Genomic DNA, 17,887 nt, shown 5'->3' on the forward strand with positions numbered 1-17,887 from the left:
TTAACCCCTCACCTTGTCTCCAAGTGAACCACCCCAAGTGCGGCCCACCTCGTTTTCAGAAATTATCCCCGCATTCCTCACTAACCACCAAGCGCAACGCTTAGGCTGGAGCGTGGGAAACTACAGAAATCCTTGTACAGGTGTAACGATTCCGACAGGCTGAGTATTTCCCACACTGCTGTGACGCCGCGCGCACCGTGCGCCCTCGTGAGCAGTGACGATTCCATATCCACAGATCACAGCAAGGAGCATGGTTTGACAGAGTCCACCGATCTCGCGTTTTCCATCGTCAGTCCGGACGCCGAAAGCATCGAAGCACAAGTCCTCGTCATCGGCGTCGTCCAGGGCGAAGACGGCCCCGAATTGACGCCTTCCGTTCTCGACGTGGAGAGCGCAGACGCCATCGAAGCAGGGTTGGAAGACCTCGGCGTCACTGGAGCAGCTGACCAGATCCATCGTCTCCCCGGATACGGGGACGACAACCCCGGGCTCATCGTCTTGGCCGGCCTGGGTTCGCTGCCGGCGAATGGACCCGAAAGGCTCGATGCGCTTCGCGCGGCAGCAGGCAGTGCCGTCCGACAGCTCATCGATTTCGACTCCGTGGCCCTCAACCTCCCGGCGACCAGCGTCTCTGAGGTCTCTGCCCTGGCCGAGGGTGCCGCGTACGGCGCATTTTTCGACGCGGGGCGTCGCACCTCCCAGGAGGTCGTGGATCGTGAGCCGGTTTCCGACGTCGCGATCGTGAGCGAGATCAGCCTCGAGGCTGCGGACGAAGTACTCACTAGAGCCCTCATCCTGGGCGAAGCGGTCGACAACGCTCGTCGTTTGGTCAACGAGGCACCCAACGACCTGTATCCGCAAACTTTCGCCGACCGAGCCGTCGAGAGGGTCAGCAGCGTAGACAACGTGACCTGTGAAGTTCTCGACGAGAAAGACCTGGAGGAGGGCGGATTCGGCGGCATCCTCGGTGTCGGCAAGGGCTCGGCCCGTTCGCCGCGACTCGTCAAGGTCGATTACAACCCCGAAAATGCTCAGAAGAGCGTTGCCCTGATCGGCAAGGGCATCACGTTCGATTCGGGCGGGATCTCCCTCAAGCCCGGCGGATCCATGATGACCATGAAGTGCGATATGGGCGGCGCAGCAGCAGTCCTGAACGCCGTGGCCGCCGCGGGCGAACTCGAATTACCGATCCGAGTCACCGGCTACCTGTGCATTGCCGAGAACATGCCGTCCGGGTCGGCGACGAAGCCGAACGACGTACTCAGCATGCGGGGCGGCAAAACCGTCGAGGTCCTCAATACGGACGCCGAAGGCCGCCTCGTGATGGCCGACGGCCTGGCCTTCGCCTCGGAATCCGAACCGGACTTCATGCTGGACGTCGCCACCCTGACCGGCGCGCAAATGGTCGCTTTGGGCTCTCGCTATGCGGCGGTCATGGGCGAGGAGGATCTGCGCGGCCGCGTCATTGAGGCGTCGGAACGCGCAGGCGAACCCTTCTGGCCCATGCCCTTGCCTGATTACATGCGGTCCGAGCTGAAGACCGAAGCCGCCGATCTGAAGAACATCGGTGCTGGGCGCAACGGAGGCATGCTGATCGCGGGATTGTTCCTGCAGGAGTTCGTGGGCGAATCCGATGGCCGCAAAATCCCTTGGGCCCACCTGGACATCGCGGGGCCCGCGTACAACGAGGGTTCCCCATACAGCTTTGTCCCGAAGAACGGAACGGGCGCATCCGTGGCTACGCTGGTCAACCTCATAGAAGACCTTGCTGACTAGGGAAGTCATAACTGCCGCCTGAGCCCAAGGGCGTCCCCGAGATGTGAGTAGCCTCTCGAGGGCGCCCTTTGTGTCAAGTTGTCAATAAGTGGAGTCGGAGCCGGCCTGAGATATAAGGTGGGAGCGATTGAACATCAGCGACGGGCCGAAAGAGCCCGTAACCAACGCGAGGGAGCGTCCACGTGGCCGATTCGGCAAATGCTTTCGACATTCTTATTCTGGGCGGCGGTAGCGCGGGCTACGCCGCCGCGCTTCGATCGGTTCAGCTCGGTTTCAGCGTCGGGCTCATCGAAAAGGAAAAAGTCGGCGGTACATGCCTTCACTGGGGCTGCATCCCGACGAAGGCTTACCTCCACTCGGCAGAGGTAGCGGAAGAAGCCCGCGAATCCGAGAAGTACGGCGTCAAGGTCAAGTACGAAGGCATCGATATGGGTGCCATCCGCGATTACAAGGACAACATCATCGCGGGCAAGTTCAAAGGCCTTCAGGGGCTCCTGAAGATGCGCGGCGTGACCGTCATCGATGGCGCCGGCAAGATGACCGGTGAAAACACCATTGACGTCAATGGCACCGAATACACCGGCAAGCACATCATTCTGGCCTCCGGCTCGGTTTCCAAGACTTTCGGCCTGGAGATCGGTGGACGCATTCTGACATCCACGCAGGCCCTCGAAATGGACTACCTCCCGAAGTCCGCGATCATTCTGGGCGGCGGCGTGATCGGCTCCGAGTTTGCATCGATGTGGCGTGCGATGGGTGTGGACGTCACGATCATCGAAGGCTTGCCGCACCTGGTTCCGAACGAGGATCCCTCGATCATCAAGGTCCTGGAGCGCACCTTCAAGAAACGTGGCATCAAGTACAACCTCGGGACTTTCTTCGACAAGGTTGAGCAGAACGACGACGGCGCCAAGGTCACACTGACCGATGGCAAGGAATTCGACGCAGACATTGTGCTCGTGGCTGTCGGCCGCGGACCGAACACCGAAGGTTTGGGTTTCGAAGAAGCCGGCGTCACCATGGATCGTGGCTTCGTGATCACCGACGAGCGGTTGCACACTGGTGTTGGCAACGTTTATGCCGCGGGCGACATCGTTCCTGGACTCCAGCTCGCACATCGCGGATTCCAGCAGGGCATCTTCATCGCGGAAGAGATCGCCGGTCTCAACCCGGTCATCGTTGAGGACATCAACATACCCAAGGTCACGTTCTCGGATCCGGAGATCTCCTCGGTAGGCTACACCGAGCCCAAGGCCAAGGAGAAGTTCGGCGAGGACAACATTGAGGTCGCCGAGTACAACCTGGCCGGAAACGGCAAGAGCTCGATCCTCGGAGCCAACGGCATCATCAAGTTCGTACGTGAGAAGGACGGCCCCATTGTCGGCGTCCACGCCATCGGCAAACGTATCGGTGAGCAAATCGGCGAAGCCCAATTGATTGTCAACTGGGAGGCCTACCCGGAGGATGTCGCCAAATTGATTCACGCGCATCCGACGCAGAACGAAGCGCTGGGTGAGGCCGCCATGGCCCTCGCCGGTCACCCGCTGCACGGTTAGAACCGGGTTCGTCCGTACACCGCTAGAACTTACACAGGCACTATTCACAAGGAGAACGGGAAGAGACGATGTCTGAAACCGTAGAACTGCCCGCATTGGGCGAATCCGTCACTGAAGGAACCGTTACCCGCTGGCTCAAGTCCGTCGGCGACACCGTAGAGGTCGACGAGCCGTTGGTCGAAGTTTCGACCGACAAGGTCGATACCGAGATCCCTTCCCCCGTCGCCGGAACCATTGAAGAAATTCTGGTCGACGAGGACGAAGAGGTCGAGGTTGGCGCGCCGCTCGTGCGTATCGGTGATGATTCGGGCGCATCGGACTCCTCCGGCTCCGACGAGTCGGCGTCCCAAGCCGAAGCTGAGGAAGCACCGGCCGAGGAACCAGCACAGGAAGAGGCTCCGGCCGAAGAAGCTCCCGCGGCTTCTGAGGAAGAGGGGCAGTCCTCGGGTTCGGCCGGCGGAGAAGGTCAGGAAGTCACGCTGCCCGCTCTGGGTGAGTCCGTCACCGAAGGTACGGTGACCCGCTGGCTCAAGTCTGTCGGCGATTCCGTCGAGGTTGACGAGGCCCTGGTCGAGGTTTCCACCGACAAGGTAGACACCGAGATCCCCTCCCCCGTCGCCGGCACGTTGCTTGAAATCAAGGTCGACGAGGACGAAGAAGCCGAAGTCGGTCAGGTCCTGGCGATCGTTGGCGATGAGGGCGCCGCGACGTCGTCGCCTTCGGACGCCTCGGACTCCTCCGCGCAGAAGTCCGAGCCCAAGCAGGAACAGGCGCCTCAGCCTGAGAAGTCCGAGGAGCCGGCCCAGGAAAAGGCCAAGGAAGAACAGCCGACGGCCACTCCCAAGGCAGAAGAGTCCGCACCCAAGGCCGAGGAACAGAAGAAAGAAGCTCCTGAACAGGGCTCCGATTCTTCGCAGGGTTCCGGCGAAGTCTACGTGACTCCCCTCGTTCGCAAGCTGGCGAAGCAAGAAGGCATCGACCTGTCGACCGTCAAGGGAACCGGTGTCGGCGGCCGCATCCGGAAGCAGGATGTTCAGGCTTCTATCGACGCCAAGAAGGCTTCGGCTCCGGCTCAGAAGGAGTCCAGTGCTCCGGCCGAAGAGGCTTCTTCGAAGTCCTCGGAAGCCCCCAAGGCGCCGGCCGTGGACACCGAGAAGCGCGGCAAGACGGAAAAGGCTCCGCGCATTCGCCAGACCATCGCCAAGCGCATGAAGGAGTCCCTCGACGTCTCCGCTCAGCTGACCCAGGTCGCGGAAGTGGATATGACGCGGGTTTCCAAGTTGCGCGACCGGGCCAAGCAGTCCTTCCAGTCGCGCGAGGGCGCAAAGCTCACGTTCTTGCCCTTCTTCGCCAAGGCCGTTGCCGAGGCTCTGCAGCAGCACCCGAAGCTGAACGCCTCCTACGACGCGGATTCGAAGGAAATCACGTACCACGACTCCGAGGACATCGCGATTGCGGTGGATACCGAGCGCGGTCTGTTGGTTCCCGTAGTCTCCAACGCCGGTGATCTGAACTTGGCCGGTCTGGCGAAAAAGCTCGCCGACGTCGGAGAGCGCACCAAGTCCGGCAAGATCGGACCGGACGAGCTGTCCGGTGGCACGTTTACGATCACCAACATCGGTTCGTTCGGGGCCCTGTTCGACACCCCGATCATCAACCAGCCCCAGGTCGCCATCCTGGGCACCGGAACGATCGTCAAGCGTCCTGTCGTCGTGACCGACGCCGATGGCAATGACACGATCGCGATCCGCCAGATGTGCTACCTCTCGCTGACGTATGATCACCGGTTGGTCGACGGAGCCGATGCCGGTCGTTTCCTCCAGACGCTCAAAAAGCGTTTGGAAGAGGGCCAATTCGAGTCCGAGGTCGGACTGTAGAGAAGTCCGTATCCGCACTAGCCGGCGAAGCGGCCGTCCCACCGGGACGGCCGCTTCGGCCATTTAACACGATGGCGTGAGGCCTCATCAGCCATTGAGTGCGAGCCCCCACACATTTTGCTGACAGAATGACGCTAAATGGATCGTCGAATCATAGAATGGACTCATGTCTGTCCTTATGTCTATTCTTCTGTTCCTTCACATCGTCGGCGCCGCCCTGGTCTTCGGTCTCTGGGTTGCATACTTCAAGACTCCTCGGGTCGTTCCGGTCCAGTTCTACGCCGCTCTCCTGCAAGTCGTCACGGGACTCTTGATGTTCGGGCTCCTCGAGATGGGAGGCGGCGCGGTTGACCACATCAAGTTGGGAGTCAAACTGGTCATCGGCCTTGTCATCGCGGTCGTAGCCTTCATTGGACAGCGCAAATTCAAGCGCGGAGAACAAGTTTCCACAGGGATCGCCCATGCGGTTGGTGGTTTCTCTCTGATCAACATCGCCGTGGCGACGCTCTGGAATTAAGTCTCACTCGCTCACCGGCTCTACGGACCGCATCTTCCACGAACCGGCGGCGGACTCCAGCAGAATCTCGATTCTCTGGCTTCCATCGCCGGTTTCGGCGTTCCCAGGGTCCTGTGGGCTCCATCCGGTGACGGCCAAGCGTGCTTTCGCCTGTGCGGTCCCCTCCGACTCGGACTCAACCTCGATATCCTCGATTCGCGTCTCGAGATTCGGCCACACCACGGAGGATGCCTTCATGAATGCAATACGTTGGATATCTCCTTTTTCCACCTGGCTTCCTGCTGTCGCATAGTTCGAGACGAGGGAACTGTCCCTCGCTCTCAGAGCGTCATCGCGCATCTTGAACAGCTCCGACAGGGCCGCCGAGACTTCTGCCGGAACTCTCTGGGGAAGACGTGCGGCCGCGACCTCTGATTGGCTGGCCGTTGACGACGAGCTCGGCCCGTTGGACGAAGGCACAGGGTCGGGGCTGTCCCGAGACGGCAGCAAACGACTTCCTCCTTGAACCGCGGTGAGGGCCAAAAGTGCAAGGGTGAGCAAGCTCTTCCAATGACGACGAGAGAGATCGTGGACTCGGTTCTGCACGACCGTGCGCTGCGTGCTCAGGCGTTTCGGGGCGCTACGTCGCAATGTGCCCTTGGATCCCTGCGGCTGGGCACCCTTGGGCCTCTGTGGTTGGGGCCTCGCTGGCAACCGCGCCGCGAATTCTTCGTCGACCACAGAGTGCAGGTCTATCGGAGTTGCCTCCCAAGCGCCACGGATGACCAACGCCATCTCTTGAATGTTCGGCCGTGAAAACGGGTCCGGCCCCAGGGCGGCCTCGAGTACTTTGACGACCGATTTGGTAGCGCTTGGACAGGACATAGGCAAAGGGATTCTGTCTTCCCAGGTTCCCGCCGGGCGGCCGGTCAGCAACAGCCAGATGAGTTCCGCGAATGCGCGCACGTCCTGAGCTTTTCCGTCACCCGGCCTCCGGAAGCCGTCCTGACGCCAAGGATCAGGCCAAGGAGGCGCCACCAGCGACGCCGAGTTACGGCTCAGGAATACCCGTGACGCGGACAAATCACCGTAGGCCGTTTCCTGACTGTGCAGCCAAGAGATCGCCCTCCCCACGTGAGCCACCACCGAAGCGCACTCCCCCGGCTCGAGTCTTTTCCGAACCGACAGAACGTTCTGCAAGCACCCGCCCTCGGGGAATTCGGTGACCAAGTAAGGCGAAAGTGGCTCGGCGGCCGACGCTTCGTATGTATGCAGGATATGGGGATGACGCATGGAATTCCTCTGGGCATTAATGTGGCTTGCCCAGGAGCGTGACGTCATGGCCAAGGCTGCCGACTCCCCTCGAGGTGGAACGTACAAACGAATCATCCTCTCGGAAGCCGCACGGAGCTGCGCGGCCTTTTCATAACCTGCTGATGAGTCGATGCGACGTCCGACGAGCCAAGCTGAGCCGTCAGAGTCTTTCCCGCCAAGGCGGGCGTACCATAAGGAGGCGCCTTCGGCCGCCCCGATCTTTGTGATGAGCCGATATTGGTCCAGATCCATTGCACCGGGGTCGGCAATACCCGGTGCTCCGGTCGCGGTCTGATTCATGCCTCTGGTGTACACCCTCGGAGATGACAATCATCACGTTATCCACAGGTAGCCGGAAACTTTGAAGATTTTCTCGACATGCAATTTAGACGCGTCACCGCACGGCGGTAGGGTAGTCACATGTCTTTGGTCATGAATCGGGTCGGTCTCGCGCCCGAGTACGTGGACTATCGTGAAGCCCTCGCACTTCAGGAAGAGATTCACCACCGCGTCAGCAATCAAGAGCAGGACAACACCGTGCTGCTCTTGGAACACCTGCCGGTATACACCGCGGGAAAACGCACCGAAAAGCACGAGTACCCCACTGATGGGACCGATGTCGTCCCCATTGATCGTGGGGGAAAACTGACCTGGCACGGACCAGGAATGCTCGTGGGATACCCCATCGTCAAATTGCCCGAACCGGTAGACGTCGTGAAGTACGTAAGGATTCTGGAAGAAATCCTCATGAAGGTCGTACGTGATCTGGGCGTCGACGGGCAGCGGGTCGAAGGACGTTCCGGCGTGTGGGTGCTTGGCGAGGGCATAGAACCGGACAAGAAGATCGCGGCAATTGGCATCCGCGTTTCTCGGAACACGACGATGCACGGGTTCGCTCTGAACTGCAGCAACGAGCTGACCTCATTTTCCAACTTCATTCCCTGCGGCATCACGGATGCGTCTGTCACGACCATCAGTGAACAACTTGGCCGGAACATTTCACCGGCCGATGTTGTTGACCGTGTTGAGCAGGAGCTTATGGCCAATGCCGACCGCCTGGCCGCACAATTCATCCCGCGTGGCGAACAGGCTTCAGCCTGATCGTTCCATTCGCCGGCCGCTATGCGGCGAGCCGTGGACATCGAAGGAGAGACCATGACCATCGCCCCAGAAGGACGCAAACTTCTCCGCGTAGAAGCGCGCAACGCTGAGGTCCCCATCGAGAAGAAGCCTTCGTGGCTCAAGAACACCGCCAAGATGGGCCCCGAGTACCAAGAACTCAAGAAGATGGCCCGCAGCCAGGGCTTGCACACCGTTTGCGAAGAGGCCGGTTGCCCCAATATTTACGAATGTTGGGAGGACCGTGAGGCCACGTTCCTGATTGCCGGTGATACGTGTACGCGACGTTGCGATTTTTGCGATATCGCAACGGGACGTCCCGCTCCGCTGGATCCATTGGAGCCCCTCAAGGTGGCTCGTTCGATCCAGCAGATGGATCTTCGCTACGCAACCGTCACCGGCGTTGCTCGTGACGATCTCGCCGATGGATCGGCACTGCATTACGCCAAGACCATCGAAGCCATTCACGAGCACAACCCCAACACCGGCGTCGAAATTTTGATCCCGGATTTTCAGGGCAAACCAGACCGTTTGGACATGATTGTCGATGCCGGCCCTGAGGTCTATGCGCACAACGTCGAGACCGTGCCCCGCATCTTCAAGAAGATTCGCCCCGCATTCACGTACGAGCGTTCGCTCGAGACCATTTCACATGGCAAGGAACGCGGGATGATCACCAAGTCGAACTTGATCCTCGGTATGGGAGAGACCAATGATGAGGTCTACGAGGCTCTCTGCGATCTGCATGATGCGGGAACGGACATCATCACTCTGACACAGTATTTGCGTCCTTCTCCCCTCTTCCACCCCATCGATCGTTGGGTCAAGCCTGAAGAGTTTGTCGCTCTGTCCGAAGCGGCCGAAGAAATCGGTTTCCTGGGTGTTATGGCCGGTCCGATGGTTCGCTCGTCCTACCGTGCCGGGCGCCTCTGGGCGCGGGCAATGGAAAAAATGGGACGCCCGATCCCGGAGCACCTGGAACACATCCAAGACACCGGATCCGCTCGCCAGGAGGCTTCCTCCCTAGTCGCCGCAGGCCTGTAACTTCAGCAGGGTTGCGCCCTGCTCCGATACGGCGCCGCCCCGGGTCTTCTGGCCCGGGGCCGCTTCGCGTCGTGCTCGAGTTCGCGAGAGGGTACTCCTCCCGTAGAATGGTCCCGAATGCCGGGGCACTACAGTGCCGACCAATACCCAAATGCAATGAGGAAACATCGTGTCGTCTCAGTCTGCCAAGAACGGCAAGCTCACGCGTGAGGAAAAGCGCGAAGAGAAGCGCAAGAAGAAGGGCTCCAAGCCCGGCTATTTCGCCCAGATGAAGCAAGTCTTCACCATGACCCGTAAGTCGGATCCCAACATCACGTGGATCCTCCTTCTGGCGGGTTTGGTGACTCTTTTGATTTTCCTGCTCGTGGGCGTGCTTCTGCACAACTGGATAACATGGCTCATCATCGGCATTCCCGTAGCAGTCCTGGTTTGCGTGATTATCCTTTCCCGACGGGCCGAAAAGGCCGCATTCGGCCAGATCGAAGGGCAGACGGGTGCCGCGGGAGCAGCATTGTCCACTCTTCGTCGTGGTTGGATCGTGGAAGAGCAGCCCGTTGCAGTCAACCCTCGGACTCAGGATCTGGTCTTCAGAGCGTTGGGACGTCCCGGCGTCGTGCTGGTCACTGAGGGCCCCGCAAGCCGAGTGAATTCGCTGATCAGCCAGGAGAAGAAGAAGCTCAATCGCGTAGCCCCGAATGTTCCGATTCACGTCATTAAGGCTGGAAATGGTCAGGGGCAAGTTCCCCTCAAGAAAATCACCAAAACCATGAAGGGCTACTCCAAGAATCTCACGCAACAGGAGGTACACGCGGTGAATAACCGTTTGGCGTCCTTGAACAAGGGGATGCCGATGCCCAAGGGTGTGGATCCGATGAAGGCTCGACCGGACCGTAAAGGTCTGCGCGGCCGATAAGCCAGCTCATTGCAAAAAGGCCCCCAACCGTCAGGTTGGGGGCCTTTTTGTGAGTGGCTCAGCGAATACGGACGAGGAGCGTCCCGACGGCTCGATCCTGCAGCCCACGTCCGTCCTCGTCGACCACCAGGATCGGAATAACCACGGTGACGAGGAGACTGCGCAGAAACGCCTTGGCGAAACCGGCGGGTTCCCCACCAATGGTCTGAACCTGCATCCCGAATGCAAAGTGCCCCAGAGTGTGCCCCATGAAACCAACGAGCAACCCCTGGTAGACCCAGAATACGATGGAAGGCGCCAGCGAATGCACCAGAGAGTCCCCCGAGCCGAGCAGCAGGTGGCTGATTCCCAAACAGATGACCCAGTCCACAATCAGCGCCAGAATACGCCAGGGTACGGTCGCCAGTGAGCCTTTGCCCCGTTCGGGTCTCCCAAAACGTTGGCCTGGATAATCCGGGCGAGCTGATGACGTCGGGGACGCTCGTTCCGGACCATGCGGGTTCTCAGAACGAGAAGGGTTTTGGTCAGTTGCCATGAACCCAGGATATCCAAGGTGGGACTCCCATACGGGTTATGGTTGAACAAGCAATCACGCCGTTGCGGTTTGGATCGACATTGACTGGGTCTGTTACACGGCTGAAACATGTCAGATACAGCTGGGCAATGTCGCGAGCCTACCGTAAGCAGCAGAAAGCACAAGGGCGTTCCTGAGGAGGGAACGGCCGGTGTGATCGCGTTGAGCAATCTAAGGAGAACTCCGACCATGTTCGAAAATGCCCAGGAAGTGCTGGACTATATTCAGAAAGAGGATGTCGTCTTCATCGATATCCGGTTCACCGATCTTCCCGGTGTTCAGCAGCACTTCAACCTCCCGGCAAAATCCATCGACGATGATTTCTTCGTCAACGGGCAGCTCTTCGATGGGTCGTCTATTCGGGGTTTCCAGGGAATTGCCGAGTCCGATATGCAGCTCATTCCCGACCCCAAGTCGGCTTTCGTGGATCCCTTCCGCGTGGAGAAAACCCTGGTCCTGACCTGCTCGATCGTCAATCCTCGCACCGGCGATCCTTACCATCGTGATCCGCGCGGCGTCGCAGAGCGCGCGGAAGCGTACCTCAATTCCACCGGCATCGCCGATATCGCGAATTTCGCTTCCGAAGCAGAGTTCTTCATCTTCGAGGACGTCCGCTACCAGGTTTCCCCTGAACACACTTTTTACCGCGTGGATTCCGACGAGGCGCCCTGGAATTCGGGCCGCAAGGAAGAAGACGGAAACCTCGGCAACAAGACTTTGACCAAGGGCGGGTATTTCCCCGTTGCTCCTCAGGACAAGCAAGCCGACCTGAGAGACGCCATTTCGGTGACTTTGGACGAGGTCGGTTTGGAGGTCGAGCGCGCGCACCACGAGGTTGGGGCACCCGGCCAGGCCGAAATCAACTACAAGTACAACACTATGACGCTCGCCGCCGACGATCTCCTGAAGTTCAAATACATTGTCAAGAACGTCGCGGACGCATTCGGCAAGTCGGCGACCTTCATGCCGAAGCCCGTCTTCGGCGACAACGGTTCGGGTATGCATTGTCACCAGTCGCTGTGGAAGGGCGGTGAGCCGTTGTTCTTCGACGAGCGCGGTTACGCAAACCTTTCTGACGTCGCCCGTTGGTACATCGGTGGGTTGCTGGAGCACTCTTCTTCGGTTTTGGCGTTCACCAACCCCACGGTCAACTCCTACAAGCGCTTGGTGAAGGGCTACGAAGCCCCTGTCAACATGGTGTACTCGCAGGGCAACCGCTCTGCCGGCATCCGTATCCCGATCACCGGGTCCAACCCCAAGGCGAAGCGACTCGAATTCCGGGCACCCGACCCCTCGTGCAATCCGTATCTGGCGTTCGCCGCTCAGCTCATGGCCGGCCTGGACGGTATTCGTAACCGCATCGAGCCCCCGGAGCCGATTGACAAAGACCTCTACGAACTGCCCCCTGAGGAGGCCAAGGACATCAAGACGGCACCTGCTAGCCTCGACGAGGCTCTTGAAGCCCTGGAGCAGGATCACGAATTCTTGCTGGCCGGGGACGTCTTCACCGAAGACCTGATCCAGACGTGGATCGACTACAAGCGCGAGAACGAGTTGGAGCCGCTCTCGCTGGTCCCGCACCCGTTGGAGTTCCAGCTCTACTACGGGGTCTGATTTCCGCTCAAGCTTGCATGCCTGAAATTTCGGGGGGGTAGCGCATTATGCGCTACCCCCGATTTTTGTGTATATCCCCATGTGTAGGGTATGTCGTCGTCTCGCCGATCCGGCTGCCTACCGGATACCCTCACCATCGTCAACGAGCGGATGTACGTACGTGCCCGGCAAAAGGCAGTAGGAGCGATGACGCCCGCCCTCCAGCAGTTCATCGCTTCCAGGGTTGCCGCCAACCGGCAGAAATTCATATCGAAAATCTGGTTTAGTTGCCTCCCCCGGCAAGGACTAGTACGCATGCGCCACCCACGGCCTTGGCCCTGGGCTAGCCGACCCCGGTACCGGTCGGACAACTTTCCACGCCGGAGCGGCAAACTAAGTTTCTGGCGCCACTCAACGCATGCAGTGACAGAGCGAGCGTACGGGCAAGCCAGTCCACCGAATCCATAAGAGACGGGAGGCAGGGAGCTCCCCTACCTCACGCTAGCCCAACGATAGGGCTCCGGATCAGTGCCCCTTTTCCGAGCCGTCGGAACGACGATCTCGGGCGTGACCGAACATGCCGACGGCGATCCACATTAGAGCAACCACCGCACCACCGATCGGCGCATACCCCTTGGGAACATCCGGCTGCAAGGCACCAAAACTGGCGCCGTACAGGATCGTGATCGCCAACGCCACGAAAACCAGAATTTTGCGTTTCATAGGATCAGTATGCGCTGGCATCGACGGAAGTGCCATAGATCACCAACCCCGGATGTGACAGAACATGACATGGGTTTGATGAGGGCATATTTCAAATCTCTAGGCGTCCGGCCCGCAACTATTGTGCAAAGGCTTCCCTGGTCCTATCTTAAGGTTACCCTTACTTGCCTGATTTGGAGGCGATCTGGGTGCGCGGTCGGACTCTGACGAGAACCGAACGTGATTCGAACGATTACTAGCGAAAGGTGGTTTCGAGAATGAAACCCTCTGCCTTCAAGCGCATGGCCGCAGTGGCCGGGAGCACCCTCGCGCTCGTCGCGGGATCGGCAGTCATGGCACAACCGGCCAACGCGCTGAGCACCACCGATTTGAACAACATTTCGATTGTCGACCAGAAGGCGACCTATCGCCATGGCGACACGATCACCGTCAACCAGTCCGGCCTGCGGCCGGGAGTCACGTACAAGGTCGGCCAGTGCCTGTACCAGACTCACTGGAGCGGCATCCCAGGTTGCACAAATTACAAGGACGTCGTCGCAGACGCCTTCGGACGCATCACCACCAAAATCACCCTAGTTTCACAAGGAGAGAACGTTCACAAAAACATTCCCGTCCCCGGTATCAAAAAGAAGCTCGATTTCACCGAGGATTTCTCCACAGAGATCGTTACAGTAGCTCCGCATTCGACGGGATATATCGGAAAACAAGCCGGCGACAGCACGACGTTTAGCGTCAAGTAACTATACGCTTCCGATATTCTGTCACTGGTGACAGCGTATTGCGCGTTTTTATGGAAGGCGGTTCTGAGAGATTTCTCGGGACCGCCTTCCACGCTATATTAATTCAAGGACACTTCATTGAAACTCTCGCACTTACGAAGATCAATTTCGGGGACGATTTCCATTTTAACGTCTCTCGTCCTGGCCGTTTCTGGCTTACTGTTCGTGGCGTCCCCCGCTCGGGCGGACCAAACACCCATTTCTGAAGGTCACGTTATCTGGGGAATCAAACAGTCCTGGAGAAACTACATCGGACCCGGTGCCATCCTCGACGATGGGGTCGAAGTTATCCGCGAAGGCCCCCACCAGGGCGAGTACACATGGCCCATCCGCTCCGGAACCTTCGACTCGGGCACCAATAGTCTCCACCTCGATCTCCGAGGAAAAGCACGATACAAGTCCTACTGTTCCAAAAATACCGAACAGCCTGATCCGCGTCTCATGGAGGAGTGCCTCCTGGATAGCGAGTTCTCAAACCTGCGCCTTGATATTTCCAAGACAGAGCAGGTCATCCGAGGCGACTACACCGGGTGGCCACGTGAAGATCCTGGCGGACTCAACGGTTCAGCAATGATTACCAACAAGGACATCGTTCTCGCGAAAATCGACCTGTCGACCGGGTCTCTGGACCAGCACGACGATCAGGTCTCTTGGTCCGGGTTGTCCACCGCTAGCGGTGCTGACTTCGCACTTTATCCGGGAGGTACGCGATTTGACGACCTCGAATTCCACTACACCGGGCCGAGTGGTGTACCGGAGATTGAGGAGCAGTTCAACAATCCCAGGACCCCGCATTTTGAGCCGGGCGCCGCATGGGTCAAGGAGTTCACGTCCGTTGGGAGGACCTTCGAAAAGGGGCAGAGGGACGTGCAGCTCGATGAGGAGCACAACCTGATCTATGTGATCGACATGAGCTTGGAAGCCGCGCCGGATGGCAGGAGAATAACCGCCTTGGATGCGACGTCGCTCCGAGAGCTGGGCCAAACCACGGTGCCATCGACACCGGATTCCCAAGAGCTCAACATGATCGATCCTACGCGCGGTTCGCTGATATCGCTGGCAGTCAAGCGCAAGGCATCAGATTCTGCTTCCTCCCTTGAGGTCATTGCTTTCGCTACCGAGTATGAGGAGGATAAGGGCCAGCTGAAGAGCCGCGAAATTTCCCGGACCGAGACGCCCGGAGACGAGTTCGGGCGACTCACTTGGGACGGCACAAAGAGCAGCTTCCTGTTCCTGACCTCAGTCAAGGAGCCAAACGGCAAGTACGGGGCTCACCTCACATGGATAAACCCACGAACAGGCGCATGGACTCATGCCGGACCTGTTATGGCGCCAACCGAAGTCCCGGGCTTGGGAGATCATTCCACAGAATACGATCCTTTCAATGGACTTCTCACGAATCCAGCACACGATGGGAACCTCGCCGTACTACGGGACGGTTCCATCGTTCTACCCTCGGCCGAAGGCGGATATATTTTCCCCGATGGTCGCGGGATTCCCGTCCCCGTTATGCGAATCAACCCGTCCGAGATGTCGGCAGAATATATACCCGGGACCATTGCTGACCCTGTGACCTTCTACGGACAAGAGGTACGGACTGGTTTTGAGAATGCGAAGACGACCAAAGACGGATCGGTAAGGTTATACGGAAACAGGTTTGGAAACAGTTTGGCTACCATTGATATAGTCGATGGCAAAGCAAATGTCACACGTAAACCCACCCGAATATCTGACAAGACAAATTCCCCAAAGTCACTCCAATTTTATAACCGAGAGAATATTGAATACCTTCTCGACTTCTACTCCCAAGACGTGTATGCAGTTCGGGACAGTAAACTCTTGAAAACATACACGTTCCCGGAAACTCAACGAGTCACGGAAAACAACAACACACTGGACGTCACCAGAGACGGTGACCTCATCATGCAGGTCATGGATCCTGAGACAGGTCTTCCCGGTGTTCGTCGGTTTGACCTCAAGGGGTATACACCGCAGGTACTCGAAAGCCCGCAATCGAAATCAGTGAACTTGGGCACCGAGGATTCCATGGACCTTGACTTCACAGTCAATGGCAAGGACGTCGATTCGATCCGCTGGCAGGTCAAGAAACCCGGAGAGCTCAGGTTCGTGGATATTCCGGGCGCCACCACACGTAGGCTCGAGATCAATGCACATGCCTCAGACCGGGACTCGGTTTACCGGGCCGTGCTGACGAATGCCTACGGCTCCGTCGTCAGTGACGAAGCGGCCCTGACTCTTCGCCAGACTCCTTCGTTCATCGCTCAGCCGACCTCGTTGGATGTTCTTTCCGGTAACAAGGCCGTGTTCCGGGCTACGGCCCAAGGTATTCCCGAGCCCGCGTTAACTTGGGAAGAGCGCTCCCACGGCGGTCCATGGGAAGCGGTGCAGGCCGAGAATGTTCAGGGCGAGGGCAGCCTGACTACGCTGACCTTGAACGATGTTGCCGAGGCCAAGTCCGGAACGGAATACCGTGTCAAAGCCGTCGCCGAAGGCCACGATCCTGTCTATTCCGATCCGGCAACGCTGACCGTCCACCCCCGCACCGAGATTCCTTCGGAAGGGATCAATGTCGAGGGCGCAACCTTCCAATGGGGCATCAGCGGAATCGTCCAGGAAAAACCTCCGTTCGGCACCGCGAACTACCTGTCCGCAGGCACCTCGCACGGCACCAAAGACTCCTACAAGTCCTCCGAGGATGACGTGACCGTGATTCGCCAGAAACGTGATGGGGCGACCTCATCAGTGGATTGGGAGTCCAGGGCAGCCCACGTCGGGGATCCCAACCTCGAACAGGCTATCCGACTCAGCAACGGCTCCGGCCATCTGAATGCGGATGGCTCCGGCGAAATCCGGTGGAAAGGTGCGTTCAGCGTCAACTTCTACGACGGTCTCGTTCCCTTCACGGTGAACAATCTGCGCCTGCAAACCGATGCGCACGGTCAAGGACGGCTGATCGGCGACCTGTCCGGCTATGGTTCGTCCCAGGACGATCCCTTCCATAAGAAACAGGTCCAAGACAGGAAGGACGTCGAACTGGCCACCTTCCCACTCGGAACCGGTCTGGATCTCAGAGGCACCACCTCCATCTCCCCCAACTACGCGGGAGTGAAGGTCAACCTGCCCGAGGCCGCCACACCCCAAAAAACCGACGGGGAAAACTGGGGATCATGGCCCCAATCCATGGTCGACTTCCAGCTGACCACAGGCCTCTCCTCCTACTGGTACTCCTCGGGCGGATCCGGGGACCCCAAGAAGCCAGGTTCGCCGTTCCAGGTCACGCTGAAAGCCACTGCGGAGACCCCGACGCCGCCGGACAAGGAGAAACCGGTTAAGGAACCGCCCGCGCCTTCCACCGGACCGACGGCCCGCGCAGTGGCGCCGTCGGCCCCGGAGAAACAGCCGACGGATTCGGGGAACGAGGCTTCGGATTCGCGAACCGAAAGCCCCGACCCCGTGCAAGGGAAGACGGCCCCGTCCCAGGAGCCTTCAGCACACACGGGCCCGTCCGCATCTGTAACGACCCCGGGGTCAGGAGCCGATCATTCGACCGAAACCGGCCAGACGACCGGAACCGGGCAGACAACCGGTCACGATCAGAACGGCACATCGACCCGTACGGAGCCGAGCCGGAGTGCTCAAGAAGGTGCGAAAGACTCCGGCCGACAAGGTGATGAGGCGTCTGACCAGGGCGCTGCTTCACCTACGCAGGAGTCGACCGACAAGGGCGGCCACGCAGACGGACTGGCACACACCGGTGCCCAGATCGCGAGCGTCCTGACCATAGCGCTCATGTTCCTTTCGCTGGGTGCCGTGGCCGTGTGGCTGGTGCTACGACGACGTCCTGCTCACTCGGGGAGGCCCCGGCACAGGGGCTGACCTGGTGCCAAGGTCGCCAGTTCTGAAAATCCCAGTCCGCGGGTCAAACGAATCGGACCTCGCATAAACCGAGGGCCACCGTTCTACGGTGGCCCTCGGCCCTATTCTGAGTCGTAGACTGGCAGGATCTCCTGCCACGAAATCGGCCGTAAGGATTCGCTTACGGCCGGCTCGTGCTTACCGGGACGTCCACACACCGATTCACACTTTCGGACCGAACCTCACC

The 17,887-nt window shown here is 59.1% G+C and carries 13 protein-coding genes; 10 read left to right on the forward strand and 3 right to left on the reverse strand.

The window, feature by feature from the left end; translation table 11 throughout:
* The first annotated feature begins 255 nt into the window (after positions 1–255).
* The 4 genes from EWV35_RS06205 (at position 256) to EWV35_RS06220 (ending at position 5,726) form a co-directional block, all read left to right on the forward strand.
* Positions 256–1,776, forward strand: coding sequence for a leucyl aminopeptidase (locus EWV35_RS06205; RefSeq protein ID WP_129659149.1), 1,521 nt, complete (start codon positions 256–258; stop codon positions 1,774–1,776).
* 182 nt (positions 1,777–1,958) lie between these two features.
* The gene (gene lpdA / locus EWV35_RS06210; RefSeq protein ID WP_129659152.1) at positions 1,959–3,332 is read left to right on the forward strand and encodes a dihydrolipoyl dehydrogenase; all 1,374 of its coding nucleotides are present in this window, start codon (positions 1,959–1,961) and stop codon (positions 3,330–3,332) included.
* A 68-nt stretch (positions 3,333–3,400) separates the two neighbouring features.
* On the forward strand, positions 3,401–5,209 hold the full coding sequence (gene sucB / locus EWV35_RS06215; protein ID WP_129659155.1) for a 2-oxoglutarate dehydrogenase, E2 component, dihydrolipoamide succinyltransferase: 1,809 nt from the start codon (positions 3,401–3,403) through the stop codon (positions 5,207–5,209).
* 166 nt (positions 5,210–5,375) lie between these two features.
* Positions 5,376–5,726: a hypothetical protein gene (locus tag EWV35_RS06220; RefSeq protein WP_129659158.1), complete on the forward strand. Its 351-nt coding sequence runs from the start codon at positions 5,376–5,378 to the stop codon at positions 5,724–5,726.
* 3 nt (positions 5,727–5,729) lie between these two features.
* Here the strand turns inward: EWV35_RS06220 and EWV35_RS06225 are convergent, their stop codons facing one another.
* A complete protein-coding gene (locus tag EWV35_RS06225) occupies positions 5,730–7,319 on the reverse strand; it encodes a protein kinase domain-containing protein (RefSeq protein WP_129659161.1) in 1,590 nt (529 codons plus the stop codon).
* A gap of 120 nt (positions 7,320–7,439) precedes the next feature.
* Between EWV35_RS06225 and lipB the strand changes: the two genes are divergently transcribed.
* From lipB to EWV35_RS06240, 3 genes are all read left to right on the forward strand, one after another.
* A complete protein-coding gene (lipB, locus tag EWV35_RS06230) occupies positions 7,440–8,120 on the forward strand; it encodes a lipoyl(octanoyl) transferase LipB (RefSeq protein WP_129659164.1) in 681 nt (226 codons plus the stop codon).
* 54 nt (positions 8,121–8,174) lie between these two features.
* Positions 8,175–9,182: a lipoyl synthase gene (gene lipA, locus EWV35_RS06235; protein ID WP_129659167.1), complete on the forward strand. Its 1,008-nt coding sequence runs from the start codon at positions 8,175–8,177 to the stop codon at positions 9,180–9,182.
* A gap of 166 nt (positions 9,183–9,348) precedes the next feature.
* The gene (locus EWV35_RS06240) at positions 9,349–10,095 is read left to right on the forward strand and encodes a DUF4191 domain-containing protein (RefSeq protein ID WP_394342443.1); all 747 of its coding nucleotides are present in this window, start codon (positions 9,349–9,351) and stop codon (positions 10,093–10,095) included.
* Positions 10,096–10,153: 58 nt separating this feature from the next.
* Here the strand turns inward: EWV35_RS06240 and EWV35_RS06245 are convergent, their stop codons facing one another.
* Positions 10,154–10,630, reverse strand: a complete 477-nt coding sequence (locus EWV35_RS06245; RefSeq protein WP_129659170.1) for an RDD family protein — start codon at positions 10,628–10,630, stop codon at positions 10,154–10,156.
* Between the two features lie 228 nt (positions 10,631–10,858).
* On the opposite strand from EWV35_RS06245, the gene glnA reads away from it, so the two are divergent.
* Entirely contained in the window at positions 10,859–12,283 is a 1,425-nt protein-coding gene (gene glnA, locus EWV35_RS06250; RefSeq protein ID WP_129659173.1) for a type I glutamate--ammonia ligase, read from the forward strand.
* Positions 12,284–12,787: 504 nt separating this feature from the next.
* On the opposite strand, the gene EWV35_RS06255 is transcribed toward glnA, so the two are convergent.
* A complete protein-coding gene (locus EWV35_RS06255; protein WP_129659176.1) occupies positions 12,788–12,985 on the reverse strand; it encodes a hypothetical protein in 198 nt (65 codons plus the stop codon).
* 257 nt (positions 12,986–13,242) lie between these two features.
* Here EWV35_RS06255 and EWV35_RS06260 point away from each other — a divergent pair, with 257 nt between their 5' ends.
* A complete protein-coding gene (locus EWV35_RS06260) occupies positions 13,243–13,725 on the forward strand; it encodes a neocarzinostatin apoprotein domain-containing protein (RefSeq protein ID WP_129659179.1) in 483 nt (160 codons plus the stop codon).
* A 204-nt stretch (positions 13,726–13,929) separates the two neighbouring features.
* Complete coding sequence (locus EWV35_RS06265) at positions 13,930–17,661, forward strand: HtaA domain-containing protein (protein ID WP_165168403.1); 3,732 nt, start codon at positions 13,930–13,932, stop codon at positions 17,659–17,661.
* The last annotated feature ends 226 nt before the right edge of the window (positions 17,662–17,887 follow it).

It is taken from the genome of Rothia uropygialis (assembly GCF_004137765.1).
In the GTDB taxonomy this organism is placed as follows: domain Bacteria; phylum Actinomycetota; class Actinomycetes; order Actinomycetales; family Micrococcaceae; genus Rothia.

What these genes read in the sequence shown, in the direction of transcription:
- sucB (WP_129659155.1), top strand. Translation starts at nt 3,401, where the DNA reads ATGTCTGAAACCGTAGAACTGCCCGCATTGGGCGAATCCGTCACTGAA.
- EWV35_RS06220 (WP_129659158.1), top strand. Translation starts at nt 5,376, where the DNA reads ATGTCTGTCCTTATGTCTATTCTTCTGTTCCTTCACATCGTCGGCGCC.
- EWV35_RS06225 (WP_129659161.1), bottom strand. Translation starts at nt 7,319, where the DNA reads ATGAATCAGACCGCGACCGGAGCACCGGGTATTGCCGACCCCGGTGCA.
- lipB (WP_129659164.1), top strand. Translation starts at nt 7,440, where the DNA reads ATGTCTTTGGTCATGAATCGGGTCGGTCTCGCGCCCGAGTACGTGGAC.
- lipA (WP_129659167.1), top strand. Translation starts at nt 8,175, where the DNA reads ATGACCATCGCCCCAGAAGGACGCAAACTTCTCCGCGTAGAAGCGCGC.
- EWV35_RS06245 (WP_129659170.1), bottom strand. Translation starts at nt 10,630, where the DNA reads ATGGCAACTGACCAAAACCCTTCTCGTTCTGAGAACCCGCATGGTCCG.
- glnA (WP_129659173.1), top strand. Translation starts at nt 10,859, where the DNA reads ATGTTCGAAAATGCCCAGGAAGTGCTGGACTATATTCAGAAAGAGGAT.
- EWV35_RS06255 (WP_129659176.1), bottom strand. Translation starts at nt 12,985, where the DNA reads ATGAAACGCAAAATTCTGGTTTTCGTGGCGTTGGCGATCACGATCCTG.
- EWV35_RS06260 (WP_129659179.1), top strand. Translation starts at nt 13,243, where the DNA reads ATGAAACCCTCTGCCTTCAAGCGCATGGCCGCAGTGGCCGGGAGCACC.